The organism is Kastovskya adunca (assembly GCF_059505785.1).
This window is the reverse complement of record NZ_JCACLG010000009.1, coordinates 70,034-90,358: the sequence shown is the minus strand read 5'-3', so window position 1 is coordinate 90,358 and position 20,325 is coordinate 70,034. Positions and strand designations below refer to the sequence as shown.

Here is a 20,325-nt window from a genome sequence, read left to right as displayed (position 1 = left end):
CCCCCTCTTTGTTTGGGATTGAAAGACATTGAGGCGACTATCTTTTATCCATCATTGAAGATTTAAGGAGGGACTTCTACGTCTAAAGGTAGAAATTCTTTATATCCGAGATGTAAATTGATGACGCCAGAGATTTCACAACGGTTGGAAATGGGGAGGAAAACAGCAGGCGATCGCTGATCCTACAATTGGCAGTCTTCTACCGTTGTGTAGTTGTCTGACTTCTAAGGAATGAATTATCTTACGCGGACAGCCTCCCAGGAAATACCGCCAGCTCTTTGTCCTTAAGTGAGTGGTAGTAGATAAAGCGCTGTGGGAACCGCTTCAGTAGTAAGAGAAATAAATGGATCGATTTAACCTGAATTTGTTCAAGCGGTTTTTGGCGATCGCTAAATCCTACTGGTTTGGGGATGAAAAATGGCGAGCTAGAGGGCTGCTGCTGCTCTTAGTCTTATTGTTGCTCGCTTACACAGGTCTGAGCGTCCTCCTCAACCATCAGCGAGGAGTATTAATCTCAGCCCTCTCAGCCAGAGATGAATCGAGATTTTGGCATACGGTATGGATCTTCGTTGGGGTGCTGGTCGTCTACGCCCCACTGCTAGCTGGTTACACCTACTTAGAAGACCGCCTGGGTCTTTCCTGGAGACGCTGGCTAACCAACAGCTTTCTCGGAAAATACTTCAACAATCGAGCGTATTACAACCTAGTCTCACACCCTGAAATTGACAACCCCGACCAGCGGATTGCTGAAGATGTCAGAAGCTTTACCCAAGAGTCTCTGAAATTTTTGCTCCTTATTCTTAAGTCAGTTTTGACAGTGATTGCCTTTAGCAGCGTCCTTTGGGGAATCTCTCGGTCATTGGTGATTTTTCTAGTAGGTTATGCCCTAATTGGCACGCTGGTCACGACGCTGGTTTTTGGTCAACCGCTGGTGCGGCTCAATTTTGAGCAACTCAAAAAAGAAGCAGACTTTCGCTTTAGCTTAATCCGCATCCGAGAAAACGCCGAATCCATCGCCTTTTACCGAGGAGAAGAGCAGGAATCTCACCAGGTATTCAGCCGCTTTATGCAGGCGTTTGAGAATTTCAAGCGGCTGATCTTATGGGAACTAAATCTCAATGTTTTAACGAATGCTTATGAATTTATTCCTTTTGTAATCCCTGCCATTGTTGTTGCTCCCAGTGTGTTTTCTGGAGAGTTGGAAGTGGGGAAAGTCACCGAAGCACAAGGCGCATTTGTCCGGGTCTTTTTCTCGTTAAATGTCGTCGTCGCTCGGTTTCAATCTCTGGCGAGCTTTGGAGCGGGGATTGACCGCCTGTACACCTTCGCTGAGTATTTAGAGCCGCCTCAAGCCACACCCACCGAGGAGCAAAAGGAAACTCCCACAATCGAGACAGTCGAAGAGAAACACTTAGCCTTCCAACACCTGACATTGCAAACCCCCAACTATCAGAGAACCTTGCTGAAGGACTTGTCCCTGGAGTTACCAACCCAGAAAGGGATGCTGATTACCGGGCCAAGTGGCTGTGGGAAGAGTTCGCTGCTGCGGGCGATCGCGGGATTGTGGAATTCCGGTACGGGAACGATTGCGCGACCCGCCCTAGACGAAATCCTGTTTTTGCCCCAGCGCCCTTACATGGTGTTAGGGACGTTACGCGACCAACTCCTCTATCCCAATACCCAAGCGGAGGTGACAGAGGAGGAACTGAAGCAAGTTCTCAAACAGGTAAATCTTTCTGATTTGGATGAACGCTTTGGGGGTTTTGAGGTGGAAAAAGACTGGGGATCAGTGCTTTCTCTGGGGGAGCAGCAGCGTGTCACCTTTGCTCGCCTCCTCCTCAACAAACCTGCCTACGCTATTTTAGATGAGGCGACAAGCGCTTTAGATATCAACAACGAAGCGGGTCTATATGGGCATCTCAAGGAAACAGAAACAACCTTTATCAGCGTTGGTCATCGCCCTACCCTGACGGACTATCACCAATTGGTTTTGGAACTCTCAGAAGACCAAAAATGGCACCTCAAGCAACTGGAAAGCTTAGAGATCAAGATCAACGATGTTGAAAGCCTACCTACGTTCGGCTAAACGCTAACGCCAGAGTCTCACGTCAAAGCTTTTAGAGGTGGGATGAAAGCAAGGCGTTTAGTTAAGGGTCTGAAAGTCCCGTGAAAAAGATGTTTCAGCTTTCTTAAAAGGCTGGATAAAAAGTAGTGATGCGCCCCTGGTACGATTTACGGTGGAATAGCAGCGCGATCGCTGAAGCCAAGTTGTCAAAGTTTGGCTTGGATTTTGTCGAAAATAGCGCCGTCATCAAAGAATTTCCTCTGAATTTCATCCCATCCCCCTAAATCTTTGGCGGTGAAGAGGGTTTTTACTGGGGGAAATTGCTTTTCTACTTCTTTCTCAACTGTTGCATCAACAGGACGGAACCCCACTTTGGCAAATTCGCGTTGCGCTTCTGGGGTATAGAGAAATTGCACGAAGGCTTCAGCGACTTCGCGGGTGCCGTGTTTATCGACGTTTTTATCGACAACTGCAACCGGATTATCGATGGAGATATTGACATCCGGCACCACGTAGGGAAGTTTTTGCCCTTTTTGTGACGCCAAAATCATTTCATTTTCGTAGTTGATTAAGGCATCGCCCTGACCTTGTTTAAAAAAGACATCGGTGGCTTCGCGGGCATCTCTGGGCAGTATGGGGACGTTTTTGTAAACGCGGGTAGTTAATTCCTCAGCTTTTGCCTCATCTTTGCCTGTTTCCGTCATCGCACCCCACAAAGCGAGGAAGTTCCAACGGGCACCGCCAGAGGTTTTGGGGTTAGCGGTAATTACCTTTACGCCATCTTTGGCTAAGTCTGCCCAAGTTTTGATGTTTTTGGGATTTCCCTCACGGGTAACAATTGCCGCAACCGATCGAGTCACAATCCCCTCATTGGGGGCTTCTTTTTCCCAACCGGGTTCGATTAACCCTGCCTCTTCAATTTTCTTGGTATCGAGGGGAAGCGCTAGCGCCACAACATCGGCTTCGAGTCCGTCAATTACGGCGCGAGTTTGAGAACCCGATCCGCCGTAACTTTGGCTAAAGCTTACGGTTTGGTTGTGTTCGGCTTGCCATTTTTCAACAAATTTGGGAATAATCTGGTCGTGAGCGGCTTTTGTGACCGCAAAGGAGACTAAGGTTAGCTCTACATTGGATTTACGGGCTGTTGGGTTGTTCGCATTCCCCGGTGATGCTGTGTTGGTTTCGGTGGGAGAGCAAGCAGCGATCGCTACAATCAAACTGACTCCGACAAAAAATAAGGACGCGAAACCTTGCAAAGAATGAGCGTTTAACCGATACCCTCTAAAGAGCGATCGCCAAACTTTAACCACATCGCTCACAACGCGCACAGTCGAGTTCCTCCCCGCTTTGGAAAGGCGTTGCCACTTGCTCATGTAAAACTTCCTTTTAATCTACGGTAATCTGATCGGGTTACCGGGTTTTAAGATGGTTACAATACTGGCACCTTTTTTTAGATTTGGGAAGTACTTTGCTCAATCAAATCTTCATAAACCCGCTCGACTTACTGGGGATTATCAGAGAGACGGCTATGAGAGTCGGTGAGTCCTGATGAGGAGAAGGGTGAAGTATGTTATTGCTTCTCCCCATCACCTCATCCCCCCGCTCCTCCAGTTCCTGAGTGCTAACCTGCTTTATTAGGGACGTTGCACAATTTCGGGCGGGATGGTTGATTAAGCCTGTTTCTTCAGGACATGTTTGTAGGGGTACAAGCCTTGCTCTCTTTTGACAAAATCATCCTCCGGGAAGTGCAATACCTTATTAGGTAGGGGTTTATAGGGCTGAAAAACTGCATGAGTATCTTCACGCTGCAATCGGTTGAAAAAGACTTTGGGATTAAAGAAATTCTCAAAGATGCCAGCTTTAGTCTGGATATCACAGATAAGGTCGGTTTAATTGGCACCAATGGTTCTGGCAAATCCACACTGCTGAAAATGATTGCTGGAATCGAGCCAATTGACGGGGGTCAACTCTTAGTCAATTCTGGCGTGAGAGTTGTTTACTTACCGCAGCAACCTGATATGGACGAGGAAAACACCGTTCTGGAGCAGGTTTTTGCCGCTAGTAATGAGCAGATGGCGTTGGTGCGGGAATATGAAGAGCTTTCCCACAAACTGGCTCACAATCCAGAAGATAGCCAACTGATGGCGCGTTTTTCTGCTGTAACCCAAGGGATGGAGACAACAGGCGCTTGGGAACTAGAAACTAATGCCAAGATTATCCTCACGAAGCTAGGAATTGAAGACTTTGAGGCGCGTATTGGCGATTTATCAGGCGGCTATCGTAAGCGCATCGCCTTAGCCGCCGCCTTGCTTTCCGAGCCGGATGTGTTGCTGATGGATGAACCAACAAACCATCTTGATGCGATGTCAGTGGAGTGGTTACAGAGTTACCTAAACGGTTATCGCGGCGCAATTTTGCTGATTACGCACGATCGCTACTTTTTAGATCGTGTCACCAATCGCATCATTGAAATCGACCGAGGCGATCTTTACACCTACTCTGGCAACTATTCTTACTACCTAGAAAAAAAAGCTCTAGCAGAAGAATCCGCCGCCAGTAGTCAACGCAAACATCAAGGCGTATTGCGTCGCGAGTTGGAATGGCTAAAACGAGGGCCAAAAGCTCGCAGTACCAAGCAAAAAGCCCGCATCGATCGCATCGGTGAGATGCAGGACAAAGAGTTTAAACAAGCTCAAGGTAAGGTAGATATTTCTACTCCCGGTCGTCGGATTGGGAAGAAAGTGATTGAACTGACAAATATCTCCAAAGCTTACAACGAGCGCACTTTAATCAAAGACTTTACCTACAAATTTAGTGCAAGCGATCGCATCGGTATTATTGGCGGTAACGGTGCAGGCAAAACTACCTTAGTTGATATCATCACCGGACGCATCGAGCCAGATTCTGGTAGCGTTGAGATCGGTACAACCATCCACATCGGCTATTTCGATCAGCATTCTGACGAACTACTAGAAGCCCTCAACGATTCGCAGCGCGTTATCGATTATCTCAAAGAAGTTGGAGAACTCGTTAAAACCGCCGATGGTACCGTTATTACTGCCTCTCAAATGTTAGAGCGTTTCCTCTTTCCAGGAAATCAGCAGTATGCACCGATAAATAAACTCTCAGGGGGTGAAAAACGCCGCCTATTTCTCCTGCGGGTGCTGATGAGTGCGCCGAATGTCTTGATTCTCGACGAACCAACAAACGATCTGGACGTGCAAACTCTGGCAGTACTAGAAGAATATCTCGAAGAATTTAACGGCTGTGTCATTGCCGTTTCTCACGACCGATACTTCTTAGATCGCACTGTAGGTACAATCTTTGCCCTAGAACCAGGGGGCAATTTGCGTCAGTATCCGGGCAATTATTCCGTCTATCTTGACTACAAAGAAGCTGAAGAAACCGAAGCCGCTCAACAAAGCGCTATTCAGGAAAAAGCCGAACTCCCCACATCAGAAAAATCAGCAAAACAATCATCAAATCAAGGTAAATCGCGCCGAATTTCTAACCGGGAGCTGAAGGAATTTGAACAATTAGAGAAAAAAATTGCCCAGCTAGAAGCTGAAAAAGCCGAGGCAGAAAAAGCCTTATATAATGCTGCTCCTGGTAAAGTTACCCAAGTCCAGGAACTTTACACGCAGTTAGAAACTTTAGCTCAGGCAATTGAGACAGCAACTGAACGCTGGATGGAATTAGCCGAGATGGAGTCTTAAGGCTGAAGTCGGAGGAATCTTGCACGTCACCACACCCGATAAATGCTGCGATTTCTCATAAAGTCCCGTAGGTTCAACCTGGATTAGTTAGTTTCCCCTCATTGGTTCATAACGGTCGCGATCGCCATATTGGATAATAAACTCATCAACAGTTAGGAGGTGTAGTTTTGATTAAACCATTGTGATTTTCACTCATGCCCCCAGTTCAGCCTAATTAAAGCATTCCGACGAGCAATAATATGACTTCTATCTGTCAAAAATTCCTCCAAAACCATCCCAAAATTTGGCATCAAGCAACAGTACATCCTTTTCTTCAGCAGTGTCAACTAGGAACAATTAAGCCGGAGCAATTTAATACCTGGTTAGTGCAAGATTACCAGTTTGTTATTGAATTCACACGGATGGCAGGACGATTTTTAGCCGTTGCTCCTCCCCAGCATTTCAATGTAATTTTGGGCGGCATTAGTGCGCTAAAAGACGAACTGAATTGGTTTGAAGAAAAAGCCGCAGAACGACAGCTTAATCTGGACACAAAAAAGCAACCAGCTTGTGCAGACTACTGTCAGTTTATGCATAGTTTAGGGGAGATGCCCTATCCTGTACAAGCCACTGCATTTTGGGCAATTGAGCTGGCTTACAATCAAGGCTGGCAACTCCCCGGTAAGATGAACGAACCTTATGCTGAATTTGCTGATAGATGGGGAAATCCTGGCTTTACGGAATATGTAAAACTTCTAGAATCACAAGCGGAGCAGGTACTACAAACAGCACCCGAAGCTATCCAGCAGCAGGCAGAATCTGTATTTGTACAAGTTGCCAACTTAGAAAAAGACTTTTGGCAGATGGCTTTTAATGCGGCTTAAAAGTAACCAATCCCCAACTAGTCAACATAGTCGTCAGTGATATCCAAATTGTCAGGATTGTTGGAAGCGATGGGGCGATCGCCTGCAATCGAGATTTTTTCATGCTCTAAGATTTCACTCTTAGTGATCGGACGATGTCCATCCACATCAAGAGTTTCTTCTACCTCAAATTTATCAGCAACAATGGGACGCTTCCCAGCAATGTCGAACGTATCTTCAACCTCTATGTCACTAGGATCAATAGGACGATGTCCATCTATATCGAGAGTATGTTCAGTAGAAATATTGCTCTTGGTGATTGGACGATGCCCATCCACATCAAGAGTTTCTTTTACTTCAAATTTATCAGCAGCAATGGGACGCTTCCCATCAATGTCGAACGTCTCTTTAACCTCTATGTCACTAGAATCAATAGGACGATGTCCATCTACATCGAGAGTATGTTCAGTAGAAATATTGCCTTTGGTGATTGGACGATGCCCATCCACATCAAGAGTTTCTTCTACTTCAAATTTATCAGCAACAACGGGACGTTTTCCATCAATATCCAGTGTTTCTACAACCTCTTTCTTTTTTTTATTTTTCTTATCCATGTTTTTTATAGCTCCTTCTTTTACGGCAATATGCCTGCTTTAACAGTAGGGTGAGGAAGATCTCCTCCTGCCCATAAACACAGGCAGTTCAGGGAGAATCTTTATAGTAGTTGGGGTATGTAGTGTTTTTAAACTACCCAATGGTGTATAAACGGTGAACCTTTCTAAAAAGCAGGTAAAAAATGATCAGGGTGACACTGAATTTACATCCAGCTTTAGAGCTAACCGATCAGCTATTTTATGAATTGTGTCAAGAAAATCGCCAGTTGAGACTAGAGCGTACTGCTAAGGGAGAATTAATCATCATGCCGACAACAGATGGGGAAACAGGGCATCGTCATATTGAAATCGCCTTTCAGCTACAAGCGTGGAGCCGACAAACGCAGTTGGGAATTGCCTTTGACTCTTCTACGGCGTTCAAGTTGCCTAATGGTGCGGAGCGATCGCCAAGTGTGGCTTGGATACGACGCGATCGCTGGGAAGCCTTAACAACTGAGCAAAAACGCCGATTTCCTCCTCTGTGTCCTGATTTCGTGGTGGAATTATGCTCCAACGCTGATGCTCTTTCCACTCTCAAAGAGAAGATGCAAGAGTACATCAAAAACGGGACTCACTTGGGTTGGCTGATCGATCCGCAGACGCAACAAGTAGAAGTCTACCGTTCGGGACGAGAATCTGTAACGCTACAAAACCCGGAAACGCTACTAGGAGAATACGTGTTACCAAATTTCGTACTGGATCTCAAACCAATTTGGCTGGACGTTGCATCCTAAAGTTAATCTTGGCAAGTTCTTCTCAAATCCTCAGGGAATTTTCAGATAGTGACCTTAAGATCTGTGCAGTAAAGCTCAGAAATTGCTGCAAATCGATACTTTTAAAAGCAATTTAAAGATATTCATTAGTATCGCTGGACTGGAACCTAAAGAAGCTAATAAATAGGTGAAATATTTGTTTTTTTCCCCGCATTCCTAGAAAAGCAAGAAATTGTCTACCTGCTTAAATGCTGCCTAAAACAGCGATCGCCAAAACTTTAATACAACTAAGGCAAAATGGCACTGACTTAAAAAAGCATCATCACAACCGATCAATCCTTGTGCAGGGGGATTGGGGAAAAGCCCCCCAAGCTGGGTTTTTCTCAAGAACAACTATTTTCCGCTCAAGTCAGTGACATTCAACTAAAGCATAGTCATGAAAGACAAAATTGCCAGCCGTCGATGCCGTTCAACCCCGCAATCACTACTCGACTGGATAGCCAAGTGCCTGCAAATGCTAAAAGTGGCGATAACTGCAAAAGCTCTGCGACAGGTTTTTCTATTTCTTTTTCCCTTTGCCTTCGTACTTTTAATTTATAAAATAGCTCCCGCCTTCGCACAAGATGCAACCACAACCACAGGATTTAATCCACAACAGCTATTACGAGACGCTTTGCAGCGGATTGATCAACTAGGAGCAGTCGGTGCGATCGCCTTTATTGCCCTCTACATCATTGCCACAGTTGCCTTCTTACCGGGTTCCATTCTCACCCTCGGTGCAGGTGTCGTCTTTGGCATCATTGAAGGTTCAATCTATGTCTTCATTGGGGCAATGATCGGACTGACTGCCGCTTTCTTAGTCGGGCGTTACTTAGCACGAGGTTGGGTAGCCAAGAAGATTGCTGGAAACGCCAAGTTTGAAGCAGTGGATCAAGCGATCGCCCAAGAAGGACTAAAAATAGTCTTCCTCCTGCGACTTTCCCCCGTCTTCCCCTTCAACCTCCTCAACTACGCCCTAGGACTCACCCAAGTTTCCCTCCGAGACTACATTATTGCCTCGGTAGGCATTCTTCCCGGCACCATTATGTACGTCTACATCGGTTCCCTAGCTAGCAGTATCGCCATGGTTGGTGCCGCAGATCAGCCAACTAACCCCACTATCCAATGGGCAATTCGGATTATCGGCTTCATCGCCACCGTTGCTGTCACCCTCTACGTCACCCGCATTGCTAAAAGAGCCTTGGCAGCAAAAGTGTGATGATTTTGTCCGTAGTTTGTCGGGTGGGAATTGTATTCCTTACAACTATTAGCCATTAGCCAATCACCATGTCTACTCAAAACGTCACCGTTCCCCCGATGGATGAACATAACCAAATCTTGGTTTCCTACGTTCATCCCCATGATTGGATTAACCCTACCCCAGTTGCCTTGTATGACTTAGTCGTCATTGGTGCAGGGACAGCAGGGTTGGTGGTTGCGGCGGGGGCGGCAGGTTTAGATATCGGTTTGAAAGTTGCCCTGGTTGAAAAACACCTTATGGGTGGTGATTGCTTAAATTTCGGTTGCGTACCGTCCAAGTGCGTGATCCGTTCATCCCGTATTGTTGCTCAGATGCGTGAGGCGGGGGCGTATGGCATTCATCCCCCAGACAAAATTGAGATTGATTTTCCTGCTGTAATGGCACGGATGCGGAAGTTACGGGCAGGAATTTCTGATCACGATTCTGTCGAGCGGTTTCAGAAACTGGGTATTGATGTGTTTTTAGGAGGTGGGCGCTTCCAGAACGGAAACACGATTGAAGTAGCGGGTAAGAGGCTGCGATTTAAGAAAGCCGTAATTGCCACAGGTGCGAGGGCGGCGCGATTGCCAATTGAGGGAATTGAGGAAGCTGGCTACCTTACCAATGAAACGGTCTTTTCTCTCACCGAACGCCCGCAACGACTGGCAATAATTGGTGGAGGGCCGATTGGTTCAGAATTAGCGCAAGCCTTCCACCGTTTAGGTTGTGAAGTGGTGCTGTTTCATCGCGGTAGTCACCTTCTCAATAAAGAGGACACTGACGCCGCAGAAATTGTCCAGCAAAGCTTTATCCGCGAAGGAATTCGCCTGATACTCAATAGCAAGATTCAGCGTGTAGAGAAGTCTAGTGGAGGGAAGACAATCTTCTTCAGCAGTAATGGCAAAGAAGAAGCAATTACCGTTGATGAAATTCTCGTTGGTGCGGGACGCGCCCCTAATGTGGAAGGATTGAATTTAGCAGCGGTGGGGGTGGAGTATGGCAAAGAAGGGGTAAAGGTAAACGATTACCTCCAGACAACGAATCCTAAAATTTACGCGGCGGGGGATATCTGTCTGAGTCAGAAGTTTACTCACATGGCGGATGCAGCGGCGCGGATTGTGATCAAAAATACTTTATTTTCCCCCTTTGGTCTAGCCCGCTCGAAGTTTAGCGATTTAGTAACTCCTTGGGTGACTTATACTGACCCGGAGATTGCTCATGTGGGGATGTACGAACATGAGGCGCAGGCGAAAGGACTTGATATCAGTACGATCAAAATTCCTTTTAGTACTGTAGACCGAGCGATCGTTGATGGGGAAGAGGGGGGCTTTGTTAAAATCCACCACAAACGAGGCTCAGATGAAATTCTTGGTGCAACCATTGTTGCTCCTCACGCGGGGGAAATGATTAGCGAAGTAACAACCGCGATCGTCAATAAGATTGGTTTGAGCAAGCTTTCAGGAGTAATTCATCCCTACCCTACCCAAGCAGAAGGCATTAAAAAAGCCGCCGACGCTTATCGCCGCACTCTATTGACCTCTAGGACAAAGACATTTTTAGGTTTGCTGAGAAAGTTATCTTAGTCTTCCGGGTTGTTGGACTGACGAATCAGTGTTTTTTTAAGAAAAAGGCGATCACGTCTCTTTTCTGACAACTCTCTTGTTCCTCGGTGTTGCCATAATTAATGTCCATGAAGTCATGGGGAGATGAAGACATAATGAAGCGCTGAATCTTCTGTTGATTTTCCGGTAATCGTTGGGAACGATAAGATCGAACAAATAAGTCCCACTATCCGAGAACTAGCCATGCGCTCTAATGCTTTGACCCCTATATTAGTCATCCTGGTGTTAGTTTTTATCGGTTTTGGCGATCGCTTCCTTCCCGAACCGGTAGGTACAGCCAGTACTCAAACCCGAACCTCCATCAATCAATTCATTGCCGGAATGTTTCCCGATTGGAGACCTAACAAACTCAAACCCAATGAGCGCACTGAACGTGCTATTCAGCAACAAGAAGAAGGCTCCCAGTGAGGCAACGAAGCGCAGTTCTCGCCTCCTACGCCCCACTGTTAACCACTCAAATCTTCCCCGGTTGATGACTGCTGTGATTAGTCCAACGACTAAAAGCGATCGCGTCTCCCCACTCAGCAAACAATCAAACCGGACAAAAACTACTTTTTCTTCAGCCAGCTAAACATTGCCCGTAAATCCTTGCCAACTTCCTCAATCGGGTGTTCGGCTTCTTGGCGACGCATCGCCGTGAATCCGGGCTTACCAGATTGGTTTTCCAAGACAAACTCACGGGCAAATTGTCCGCTTTGGATTTCCTTGAGGACTTGGCGCATCTCGGCGCGGGTTTCGTCAGTGACGATGCGAGGGCCGCGAGTATAGTCACCATACTCAGCCGTATTGGAGATGCTGTCGCGCATAGTAGCGAGTCCGCCTTCCACAATCAAGTCTACGATTAACTTGACTTCGTGGAGGCATTCAAAATATGCCAACTCCGGCTGATATCCGGCATTAACCAAGGTTTCAAATCCCCCTTTAATCAGCGCACTCAATCCACCACACAACACAACTTGCTCACCAAACAAATCAGTTTCCGTTTCTTCGCGGAAGGTGGTTTCTAGAATGCCAGCACGAGTTCCACCGACTCCTTTGGCATAAGCCATGGCGCGATCGCGTGCCTGACCTGTAGCATCCTGATATACCGCAAATAAGCAAGGCACACCTTCGCCTTGTTCATAGGTGCGTCTTACCAAATGTCCCGGCCCTTTGGGAGCAACCATCACCACATCCACAGACTCAGGTGGGACGACTTGACCATAGTGAATATTAAAGCCGTGGGCAAATGCCAATGCCTTGCCCTCAGTCAGGTGCGGCTCGATTTCCTGTTTGTAAACTGCCTTTTGCACTTCATCAGGCAGCAAAATCATAATCAAGTCAGCCGCCTTGGAAGCATCCGCCACAGAGTGAACTTTCAAACCAGCAGACTCTGCTTTTGCCGCCGATTTGCTGCCGGGATACAGTCCGACAATGACATTGACGCCACTATCTTTAAGATTGAGGGCGTGGGCGTGACCTTGAGAACCGTAACCGATGATGGCGACGGTTTTTCCGTTTAGTAAGTCTAAATTGGCATCAGCGTCGTAATACATCCGCGCCATAGCGACATCTCCTTGCTGCAAGCGTAGGGAATTGAGGTGCAAACTCTTGATTTTAACCCAAAACTTGTAGCAACCCGCTCAGGGCGAGAAGGAGAGATGGTATTGGCGATCGCTCCCGTTATCCCTAAGCTTATTGACAGGACAACAGAGAGCGATCGCTTGATGTAGGTTTAGCATCGATTGAAAACATCTACTGGCTTTCGTCAATTGGCACCTTTGACTCAGGAATACCCAGGTTGCTAATCTAGTAACCAGCTCCAATCCCTAGGGGAAAGCCGACAACAGGCAAAAGTTAAGAAATCTATACTGGATGTAGTAGGGAATTAATCATAAAAGGAATCCCATGCCTCCCAATCCAACAATCATGCGTTCCGTTGAGCAGCTTGGCTACCGCGTCACGGTTGGGGATGTTGCCGCTCAGGCGGGATTGAATGTTAACCAAGCTCAACAAGGTTTACTAGCACTAGCATCTGAAGCTGGGGGACATTTGCAGGTCTCCGAGGCAGGTGAGATTGCTTACGAGTTTCCCAAACACTTTCGCACTGTTCTCCGTAACAAGTACCTACGGTTAAAGTTGCAGGAATGGTGGGACAAAATTTGGCGTGTTTTGTTCTATCTGATTCGGATTTCTTTTGGGATTGTCCTGGTCGCTTCAATTCTCCTGATTTTTGTAACGATCGCCGTTATCATCATCGGCATTAGTGCCAGTGGTGGCGATAACAACAACTCTAGCGGTCGCAGTGGTCGTTCTGACGGTGGCGGATTTTTCTTCTTCCCGCGTTTGTTTGTTTTCCCCGATCTCTTCTGGGTTTTCGATCCTAGCTACGATCGGCGTCATCGACGCCAACGAGCCAACGCTCCCGCCGCTAAAGAAAACGGGCTGAACTTTTTTGAGGCTATTTTTTCTTTCTTATTTGGTGATGGCAATCCTAACGCCGACTTAGAAGAACGTCGCTGGCAAGAAATTGGCACCGCAATTCGCAACTCTAAGGGTGCTGTCGCCGCCGAGCAAGTGGCACCTTACCTCGATGACTTAGGAGCCGCGTACAAGCGCGAGGACGAAGACTATATGTTACCCGTCCTAACGCGCTTCAACGGGCGTCCAGAAGTCAGCCCTGATGGGGAGATTGTCTATCACTTCCCAGAACTGCAAACAACAGCGCGATCGCGATCGCCGCAACCCGTACCCGCCTATCTCCGAGAATATCCCTGGCGCTTTAGCCAAGCAAGTAGCGGACAAATCATGCTGGCTATTGGACTAGGGGCGCTGAACTTTGTCGGAGCGCTGGCTCTCGGTTCCCTATTGAGAGGGGGTGTAGTGGCGGCAGAGTTGGGTGGACTGGTTGCCCTCGTCCAATCGATTTACTGGGTCTTGCTAGGGTATGGCATCGCTTTCTTGGCAGTCCCGCTGATTCGCTACTTCTGGATTCAGATGCAGAATCCCCGAATCGAGGCGCGCAACCAAAAACGCCAAGCGCAAGCAGAGGTACTGAATCAATCCGATACGGCGTTGCGGAAGAAAATTACCTACGCGCGTCAATTCGCTGCTCAGAATATCATCGACGAGGCGGATTTGACCTATACCACCGAAACCGACTTAATCGATCAGGAAGTCGAACGCTCCGCCCAAATCGATGCCGAATGGCAACGCCGTTTAAGAGAAGAGAAGTAAGTTTCGAGGATTTCTGTAATCCTAGACCCGACGTGGTGGGTTACGCGTCGCTAACCCACCGGGAAGGAGAGAAGTTCTTTAATCAAGCACAAGCATCACTGAGACTGAAATGTCGTTCAGCGATGCTTAATAGAACAGTGCTTGTCTTACCCTTAGCCATTAGCCAAACAGTTAGTTGGTTTGGGAGATCGTGGCACCTTGGTAATAGTGAGTCAAAATTTGCTGGTAGTCAGTGCCTTGGGCAGCTAAATTATGCGCCCCCCACTGACTCAAGCCTAATCCGTGACCGTAACCCCGTCCACTAATTAGAAAACTGCTGCCAGTTGGAGCAACGGTAAAGAGAGTGCTTCTCAGTCCGAGGGCGCTGCGTAACTCATTACCAGTAAGACGCTTAGATCCGCGATCGCCTGTGACTTTCATCGTGACAACGCGTCCGTGAGGGGTTGTGCGCTCTGGTGTCATTGACCGCACCGTGCCAACTCCACCAATTTTGCCAGTCAACTCACCGACAGAAAAGCTTTTTGTCCACTCATACACAGGTGAACCTATATCATAATCGGCGACACCCCGCAAGTAGGGAAGCGGTTGAACCCAAACATCTTCGACATTTTCCGTATGTCCTCCAGATGAGGAGTGGAAGGCTGCTAAAATAACTTGCCCCCCGTAGGTCATCACCTGTCCAGCGGTAGCATTGACAGCCATATGGGTGCCTTGAGCTTCCGTGTCCAGACCTTTGTAAACCTGGGAGTTAACTGTGTTTACTACGTCATAGAGGGCATTGGCTGAGGTGGCTCGCTTGTTGAGGGCAAAAGAACGAGCAGCAACAGCTTGTGCTTTCAGCGCTTCTTGGGGCCAAGTGGGACTCATTTCCGCCCCCAGCACGCTATAGAGATATTGTTCTAAATCAACGTAATTGACCGCCGTGATTCCTTGACCTTTAGGAATGATTTTGGTGCGTCCCCGATACCAGCGATCGCCAATCCACACATAACCATTATCCCTCGGCTCAATCCAAAGCTGGTTAGAGCGCCAATTCCCCACAGCGACGCTACTACCGCCTCCTTGAGCAGTAAAGGCATTCAGAGCCTCTAGTTCTCCCACTTGTTGACCCGCGCTATTGCGAACGATGGCGTTAGTTGAGCTACCCACTTGCACGCGGCTGACACCGTCTTTAATCGCTACTCGCAAGTCCGTCGCCGCTTGTGCTGGCCCCACCATAACAATCCACAGTAAAAAGGAGAGCCACCAATGACGCCCTCCTAACGCGCTCATCTGCTTCAAGAGCAACACAGGAGAAACGGAAAAAGATCTAGATGCCATCTGTAAAAATTCCTCACTTAAAGACGACTGTTTTCGTTTTTGAGAGCAACAGTCAAGAAATTGTGCGTTTTTGCTGTCGCTAACGTACTGAGTTCAAGAAACTTGAGAGAAAATCCGCCTGGATTAACTTTTCTTTGCCACAGCCGAACGTAGCAGCCGACTCTTTCCAGGGGGTTACTCCTTTAGATGGGTTCATTGGGATAGGTTTACCACATTTATGACCCATCTGGTAGATGCCATCTGTAGTTCTTACTCTGATGCCGTAGACCGAGTTAGTGTTCCCTTGGTGTTAGTCCTGAGTCCTGAGTCGGTGAGTCCTGAGTAAGAAGAGAAGGGGGAGCAGGGGTGCAGGGGTGCAGGGGTGCAGGGGAGCGGGGGAGCGGGGGAGCAGGGGAGCGGGGGTGCAGGGGAGCAGGGGAGCAGGGGTGCAGGGGTGCAGGGGAGCAGGGGTGCAGGGGTGCGGGGGTGCAGGGGAGCAAGGGGATAACTACACTTCACACTTCATCCTTCATACTTCATACTTCACCAAGCGCCTCCAGCAACGGCTTCGCCGAACATACTTTCTCCCCTACTCAGGACTCACCGACTCAGGACTCAGCACTCTCTTCCCCCTTGCCTTGCTGTGTAACATAAAGATAATGTCCAAAAACTGCTGAAGATGGTCAACGCCTGTGCAAATTACTTTTTTAGGAACGAGTTCTGGAGTACCGACGCGATCGCGTAATGTTTCTAGTGTTGGTTTGCGTTTGCCCCAGCGATCAGAACTGTGGTTGTTTGATTGTGGTGAAGGCACGCAGCATCAAGTGCTGCGGAGTGACCTGAAAATCTCTCAGCTACGGCGGATTTTCATCACCCATATGCACGGCGATCACATCTTCGGTTTGATGGGACTCTTGGCAAGCTGTGGTTTAGCAGGAAACCCAGATCGCATTGATATTTATGGCCCTGCGGGTTTAGACGAATACCTCAACCGCAGTGGCAAATACTCCTATACCCACTTCTCCTACCCGGTTCATATCCACACCATTCAACCGGGAGTCGTTTACGAAGACGAAGAATTTACTGTCAGTTGCCGCCCCCTCAAGCACCGTGTTCCGGCATTCGGCTATCGAGTAGAGGAAAAAGACCGCCCCGGACGCTTTGATGTGCAAAAAGCAGCTGCTCTAGGGATTCCCTCTGGGCCTCTTTATGGCAAACTCAAACGTGGTGAAACCATCACCCTACCAGACGGTCAGAAAATTAATGGAGCCCAGTTGTGCGAAGCCCCAGAAGTAGGGCGCAAGTTCGTGTACTGCACAGATACGGTCTATTGTGAGAGTGCAGTAGAACTAGCACAAGATGCCGACCTGCTAATTCACGAAGCCACCTTTGCTCACCAAGACGCTCAACTGGCATTTGACCGCTTGCATTCCACTTCAACTATGGCAGCGCAAGTTGCTTTGAGTGCAGGGGCAAAGCATCTGATCATGACGCATTTCAGCCCTCGCTATGCTCCCGGCAATGCAATTATGCTCAATGACTTGCTTCAGGAAGCACGGGCAATTTTCCCCAACACCCAATTAGCCTACGACTTTTTGGTGTACGAGGTGCCCCGGCGTCGCACAGAGCAGTTGGTGACTACGGGGTAATGACCTGATTTGGATGAACCGCAAAGGAGCGATCGCCTACTAACCAGCAAAACATCTCCTTCGTTGTTCGGCTGTTAGGTAGGTAAAAATTCCTACCTTGTATAATTTATAACTAAAATCTTCTTCAGCTCCTGTCTTCGCTGAACGACAATAAGTAATAGCAATAACACACTATATTTTTGTCGGTCAGAGTGGAGACTTTCTCATGTACGTCTATCGCACCACTCAGTTTAATCAGAAGGCAGAGCGGTACGGTATAGGGGTAAGGGTGGACGATCTTTGTGTCGAACTGGAGGCACAAAGAATTGATGAGGTGCAAACGCGGTTTGAGCGAGTTTATCCTTATCTCAAGCGCCGCATTCTCAATCGTCGCCTGATTGCCCGGATTTTGCGCGTCGATGATCAGGAGTTGCTATGCTTGCTCGACATCTTTAAGCGCGGTGACAATGACTACCAGCAGTTTCTAGAATCACCACGAGACTACGGCAGGATATACCTAGAATCCTCCCTTAATCCGCAAGAACTGCGCGACTGGCTACAAAGTCAAAAAACTAAACAACAACCCGTCGAACCTCTCCCAGAACTGCCTGCTGAGTTGCACCCCTGGCTAGAAACTCCTGGCTGGGAGATGGAAACCGTAACGGGAGACTGGATTATTTACGAAAGCGAAGAATGGGTGAGGCGCTTTAAACAACGGGACATCCAAACGGAGTGGGAAACTTACTATCAGGCGATCGCTGGCATTCGGGACAAAAGAAGTGAGTGTGAAGCGATCGCGGGTTATCCCCATGTCAAGCTAGCCAGCAAAAACAATTGCTACGTCCTGTTTAGCGAGATCGAAACCGCAGACACGGCGGTTGGAGGCGTGTTATTTCTCCTCGCCCCCTTCCATCGCCAACCCTCCCCCGAAGAAGTGATTCAGGTGGGAGTAGCAACGGCACTTTTTGATGGTGTAAGTTCTAGCAGCATCTTATCTAGACAGTTGAGCCTAGAGGAATTGACGCCCTATGCTCAACGTTCCTACCCTGCCTACTTGCTAGCGGATGAAGAAAGCTGGCTGGCGATTGAGCGGGGCAAAGAGGCAAATTTGGCACTCTCCCCGGAAGAGGAAAAAATCCTCAAGTCAGTGTCTACCTCTGTTCCGGGGGAAGGAGCGTTACCGATATTTATCAATGGACGCGCCGGAAGTGGTAAGTCCACTATGCTGCTTTATCTATTTGCGGACTACTGCTACCGCAAGTTTTATGACAAGCAGGGACATCGTCGGGGGGTGCCCCTACCTGGAGAGCCGTTATTTCTCACCTATAACGAGCGGCTTTTGGATGTGGCAAAACAAGGAGTGCAGCGGCTTTTGTCTTCTCACCATCGGTTTGTTGCCGAGCGCACTCAAAAAGATCAACTTCCCAATATTAATAGTTTCTTTCAACCGTTCCAGAAATTTCTCCTAAATTTACTGCCCGCCGCCGAACGCGATCGCTTCGATTTAGAGCGTTATATTTCCTTTCATCGTTTCAAGCAACTTTATCAGGGAAAAAGTCCGCCGGAATTTGGCAATACCACTGCCCGTGCGGTTCCTACGATGTTACAACTGCCCCAAGCTCGGAAATATTCCCCGGAACTGGCATGGCACATTATCCGCACCTTCATCAAAGGTGCGCTTCGCGGGGAGTGCATGACGCCGGAAGACTACCTAGAAGAAGTTCCTCGCAAGGAACAGATCATCTCTATTAAAAAGTATCAGGGAATTTACGAGACGATTTGGGAGCGGTGGTACCAGCGCATTACCGAAGAACAGGGGTATTGGGACGATCAAGATTTGATTGCCAGAGTGTTGGAACTCAAGTGTTACCCATCGGAGTACGTGGCAATTTTCTGCGATGAGGCGCAGGACTTTACCCGACTAGAGCTGCAACTAATTATGCGGCTATCGGTCTTTTCTCGCTATCACCTAGGCTATCAGCCGCTCAATAGCTTGCCCTTTGCCTTTGCGGGCGATCCCTTTCAGACATTAAACCCGGCGGGATTCCATTGGTCTAGTGTACAGGCGGTTTTTGATGCGGAAGTGATTACCGCTCTCGATCCTTCCGAGCAGTTGAAACTAGTGGTTAACTTTCAGGAACTGGCGTACAACTACCGTTCTAGTCCGCCGATTGTGAAACTAACGAATTTAATTCAATTTTGGCGGCGGGTACTGTTTGATATTGCTGAACTGCAACCGCAAACGGCATGGCAGCAAGGCAACTTCCCCCAGCCCCAAAAGTTCATCGTGGGAGAAACGATCGCGGCGGAGGAACTGAAAAACTACATTAAAGACACGATAATTATTGTTCCTTGTGAGGAAGGAGAGGAAGTTGCCTATGTTCAAAGCGATCCCTTACTAGGGGAAATTTACTCGCATGAAGTCAGATTGCCCGATTCTGGTATCCGCGCTATTGACTACGGCTTAATCAAGAACGTGTTAAGTGCGATCGCGGCGAAAGGACTAGAGTTTAAACGAGTCATTCTCTACAAATTTGGTCAAGAATGCGATCGCCAAACTTGGCAAGCCAAGCGTGAAGGCAGTTCTCTACCTGTACAGGTGGAATACTTTTTTAACAAGCTTTATGTCGCTGCTAGCCGAGCTACAGAGCGGTTGTTTGTTGTAGATTCACCCGAAGGCGATCGCTTGCTGTGGCAACATGCCAGTAAGGCAACGGAAGTGCAGGAACTGTTACGACAGGTTAAAAACCCCTCTACCTGGGAAGGTAGCCTACAGCTTTTGGAGACAGGTACAGCGCAAACGGTGCAGGAAATGCGCGAAGATGACCCGGAAGCGATCGCGCAAGAATTTGAAACTAAGGGATTAAACTCAGAAAATCCCAGCTTGCTCCGACGCGCTAGACAGTTTTATCGTGGTCTTGGCGATACGGCAAAAGCAGATTATTGCGAAGCTTGGGCGCTGAAATTCGAAGCGCAATTTCAAGAAGCAGGACGCTACTTTCTCCAAGTGGGAGAACTGGAGGCGGCGTGGCAATGCTTCTGGCAAGGCATGTGTTGGGAGAAGTTAGTCGAGTGGTGCTGCTACCACCCTGAAGTGCCGAAAGCAGAACTTCCCCTCGCCCTGTTCATGACAACAGCACCGCAAAATCAGGAAGCGGTGAAAACTTTTACGCAATTTCTTTGGAATGCAGGGTTTGTTGGCAACTTAGCAACGGAGGAGCCGGGTTTTGAAGAGCAGGGGAGCAGGGGAGCAGGGGAGCAGGCTTCGACGTCAGCTCAGCCGAACGGGAGC

15 protein-coding genes are annotated in these 20,325 nt (G+C 48.1%); 11 read left to right on the top strand and 4 right to left on the bottom strand.

Annotation, left to right across the window (positions count from 1 at the left end):
• Window positions 1-343 precede the first annotated feature (343 nt).
• The gene (locus tag AC5JR3_RS02830) at window positions 344-2,086 is read left to right on the top strand and encodes an ABC transporter ATP-binding protein/permease (RefSeq protein WP_495842834.1); all 1,743 of its coding nucleotides are present in this window, start codon (window positions 344-346) and stop codon (window positions 2,084-2,086) included.
• A 185-nt stretch (window positions 2,087-2,271) separates the two neighbouring features.
• Here AC5JR3_RS02830 and AC5JR3_RS02825 read toward each other — a convergent pair whose 3' ends face one another.
• A complete protein-coding gene (locus AC5JR3_RS02825) occupies window positions 2,272-3,438 on the bottom strand; it encodes a sulfate ABC transporter substrate-binding protein (RefSeq protein WP_495842832.1) in 1,167 nt (388 codons plus the stop codon).
• Between the two features lie 417 nt (window positions 3,439-3,855).
• Between AC5JR3_RS02825 and AC5JR3_RS02820 the strand changes: the two genes are divergently transcribed.
• Both AC5JR3_RS02820 and AC5JR3_RS02815 read left to right on the top strand, forming a co-directional pair.
• Entirely contained in the window at window positions 3,856-5,781 is a 1,926-nt protein-coding gene (locus AC5JR3_RS02820; protein WP_495842830.1) for an ABC transporter ATP-binding protein, read from the top strand.
• A 239-nt stretch (window positions 5,782-6,020) separates the two neighbouring features.
• Complete coding sequence (locus AC5JR3_RS02815; RefSeq protein WP_495842828.1) at window positions 6,021-6,644, top strand: TenA family protein; 624 nt, start codon at window positions 6,021-6,023, stop codon at window positions 6,642-6,644.
• A gap of 17 nt (window positions 6,645-6,661) precedes the next feature.
• On the opposite strand, the gene AC5JR3_RS02810 is transcribed toward AC5JR3_RS02815, so the two are convergent.
• On the bottom strand, window positions 6,662-7,237 hold the full coding sequence (locus tag AC5JR3_RS02810; RefSeq protein WP_495842826.1) for a hypothetical protein: 576 nt from the start codon (window positions 7,235-7,237) through the stop codon (window positions 6,662-6,664).
• 182 nt (window positions 7,238-7,419) lie between these two features.
• Here AC5JR3_RS02810 and AC5JR3_RS02805 point away from each other — a divergent pair, with 182 nt between their 5' ends.
• The 4 genes from AC5JR3_RS02805 to AC5JR3_RS02790 all read left to right on the top strand — a co-directional run bounded on the left by AC5JR3_RS02805 (window position 7,420) and on the right by AC5JR3_RS02790 (window position 11,298).
• Window positions 7,420-8,010: a Uma2 family endonuclease gene (locus AC5JR3_RS02805; RefSeq protein WP_495842824.1), complete on the top strand. Its 591-nt coding sequence runs from the start codon at window positions 7,420-7,422 to the stop codon at window positions 8,008-8,010.
• A 493-nt stretch (window positions 8,011-8,503) separates the two neighbouring features.
• Window positions 8,504-9,247 carry a TVP38/TMEM64 family protein gene (locus AC5JR3_RS02800; RefSeq protein WP_495842850.1) on the top strand — a complete coding sequence of 248 codons (744 nt, stop codon included), beginning with the start codon at window positions 8,504-8,506 and terminating at the stop codon, window positions 9,245-9,247.
• Between the two features lie 68 nt (window positions 9,248-9,315).
• On the top strand, window positions 9,316-10,851 hold the full coding sequence (locus AC5JR3_RS02795) for a mercuric reductase (protein WP_495842822.1): 1,536 nt from the start codon (window positions 9,316-9,318) through the stop codon (window positions 10,849-10,851).
• A 222-nt stretch (window positions 10,852-11,073) separates the two neighbouring features.
• Window positions 11,074-11,298 carry a hypothetical protein gene (locus AC5JR3_RS02790; protein ID WP_495842820.1) on the top strand — a complete coding sequence of 75 codons (225 nt, stop codon included), beginning with the start codon at window positions 11,074-11,076 and terminating at the stop codon, window positions 11,296-11,298.
• A 140-nt stretch (window positions 11,299-11,438) separates the two neighbouring features.
• Here AC5JR3_RS02790 and ilvC read toward each other — a convergent pair whose 3' ends face one another.
• On the bottom strand, window positions 11,439-12,434 hold the full coding sequence (ilvC, locus tag AC5JR3_RS02785) for a ketol-acid reductoisomerase (RefSeq protein ID WP_495842818.1): 996 nt from the start codon (window positions 12,432-12,434) through the stop codon (window positions 11,439-11,441).
• A 36-nt stretch (window positions 12,435-12,470) separates the two neighbouring features.
• Between ilvC and AC5JR3_RS02780 the strand changes: the two genes are divergently transcribed.
• Both AC5JR3_RS02780 and AC5JR3_RS02775 read left to right on the top strand, forming a co-directional pair.
• Complete coding sequence (locus tag AC5JR3_RS02780; RefSeq protein ID WP_495842817.1) at window positions 12,471-12,602, top strand: hypothetical protein; 132 nt, start codon at window positions 12,471-12,473, stop codon at window positions 12,600-12,602.
• Between the two features lie 175 nt (window positions 12,603-12,777).
• Window positions 12,778-14,106 carry a hypothetical protein gene (locus AC5JR3_RS02775; RefSeq protein ID WP_495842814.1) on the top strand — a complete coding sequence of 443 codons (1,329 nt, stop codon included), beginning with the start codon at window positions 12,778-12,780 and terminating at the stop codon, window positions 14,104-14,106.
• Window positions 14,107-14,277: 171 nt separating this feature from the next.
• On the opposite strand, the gene AC5JR3_RS02770 is transcribed toward AC5JR3_RS02775, so the two are convergent.
• Complete coding sequence (locus AC5JR3_RS02770) at window positions 14,278-15,426, bottom strand: SpoIID/LytB domain-containing protein (RefSeq protein ID WP_495842812.1); 1,149 nt, start codon at window positions 15,424-15,426, stop codon at window positions 14,278-14,280.
• Window positions 15,427-16,097: 671 nt separating this feature from the next.
• On the opposite strand from AC5JR3_RS02770, the gene AC5JR3_RS02765 reads away from it, so the two are divergent.
• Both AC5JR3_RS02765 and AC5JR3_RS02760 read left to right on the top strand, forming a co-directional pair.
• Window positions 16,098-17,054 carry a ribonuclease Z gene (locus tag AC5JR3_RS02765; RefSeq protein WP_495842810.1) on the top strand — a complete coding sequence of 319 codons (957 nt, stop codon included), beginning with the start codon at window positions 16,098-16,100 and terminating at the stop codon, window positions 17,052-17,054.
• Between the two features lie 205 nt (window positions 17,055-17,259).
• The coding region (locus tag AC5JR3_RS02760; protein ID WP_495842808.1) for a hypothetical protein at window positions 17,260-20,325 on the top strand (3,066 nt) is incomplete at its 3' end.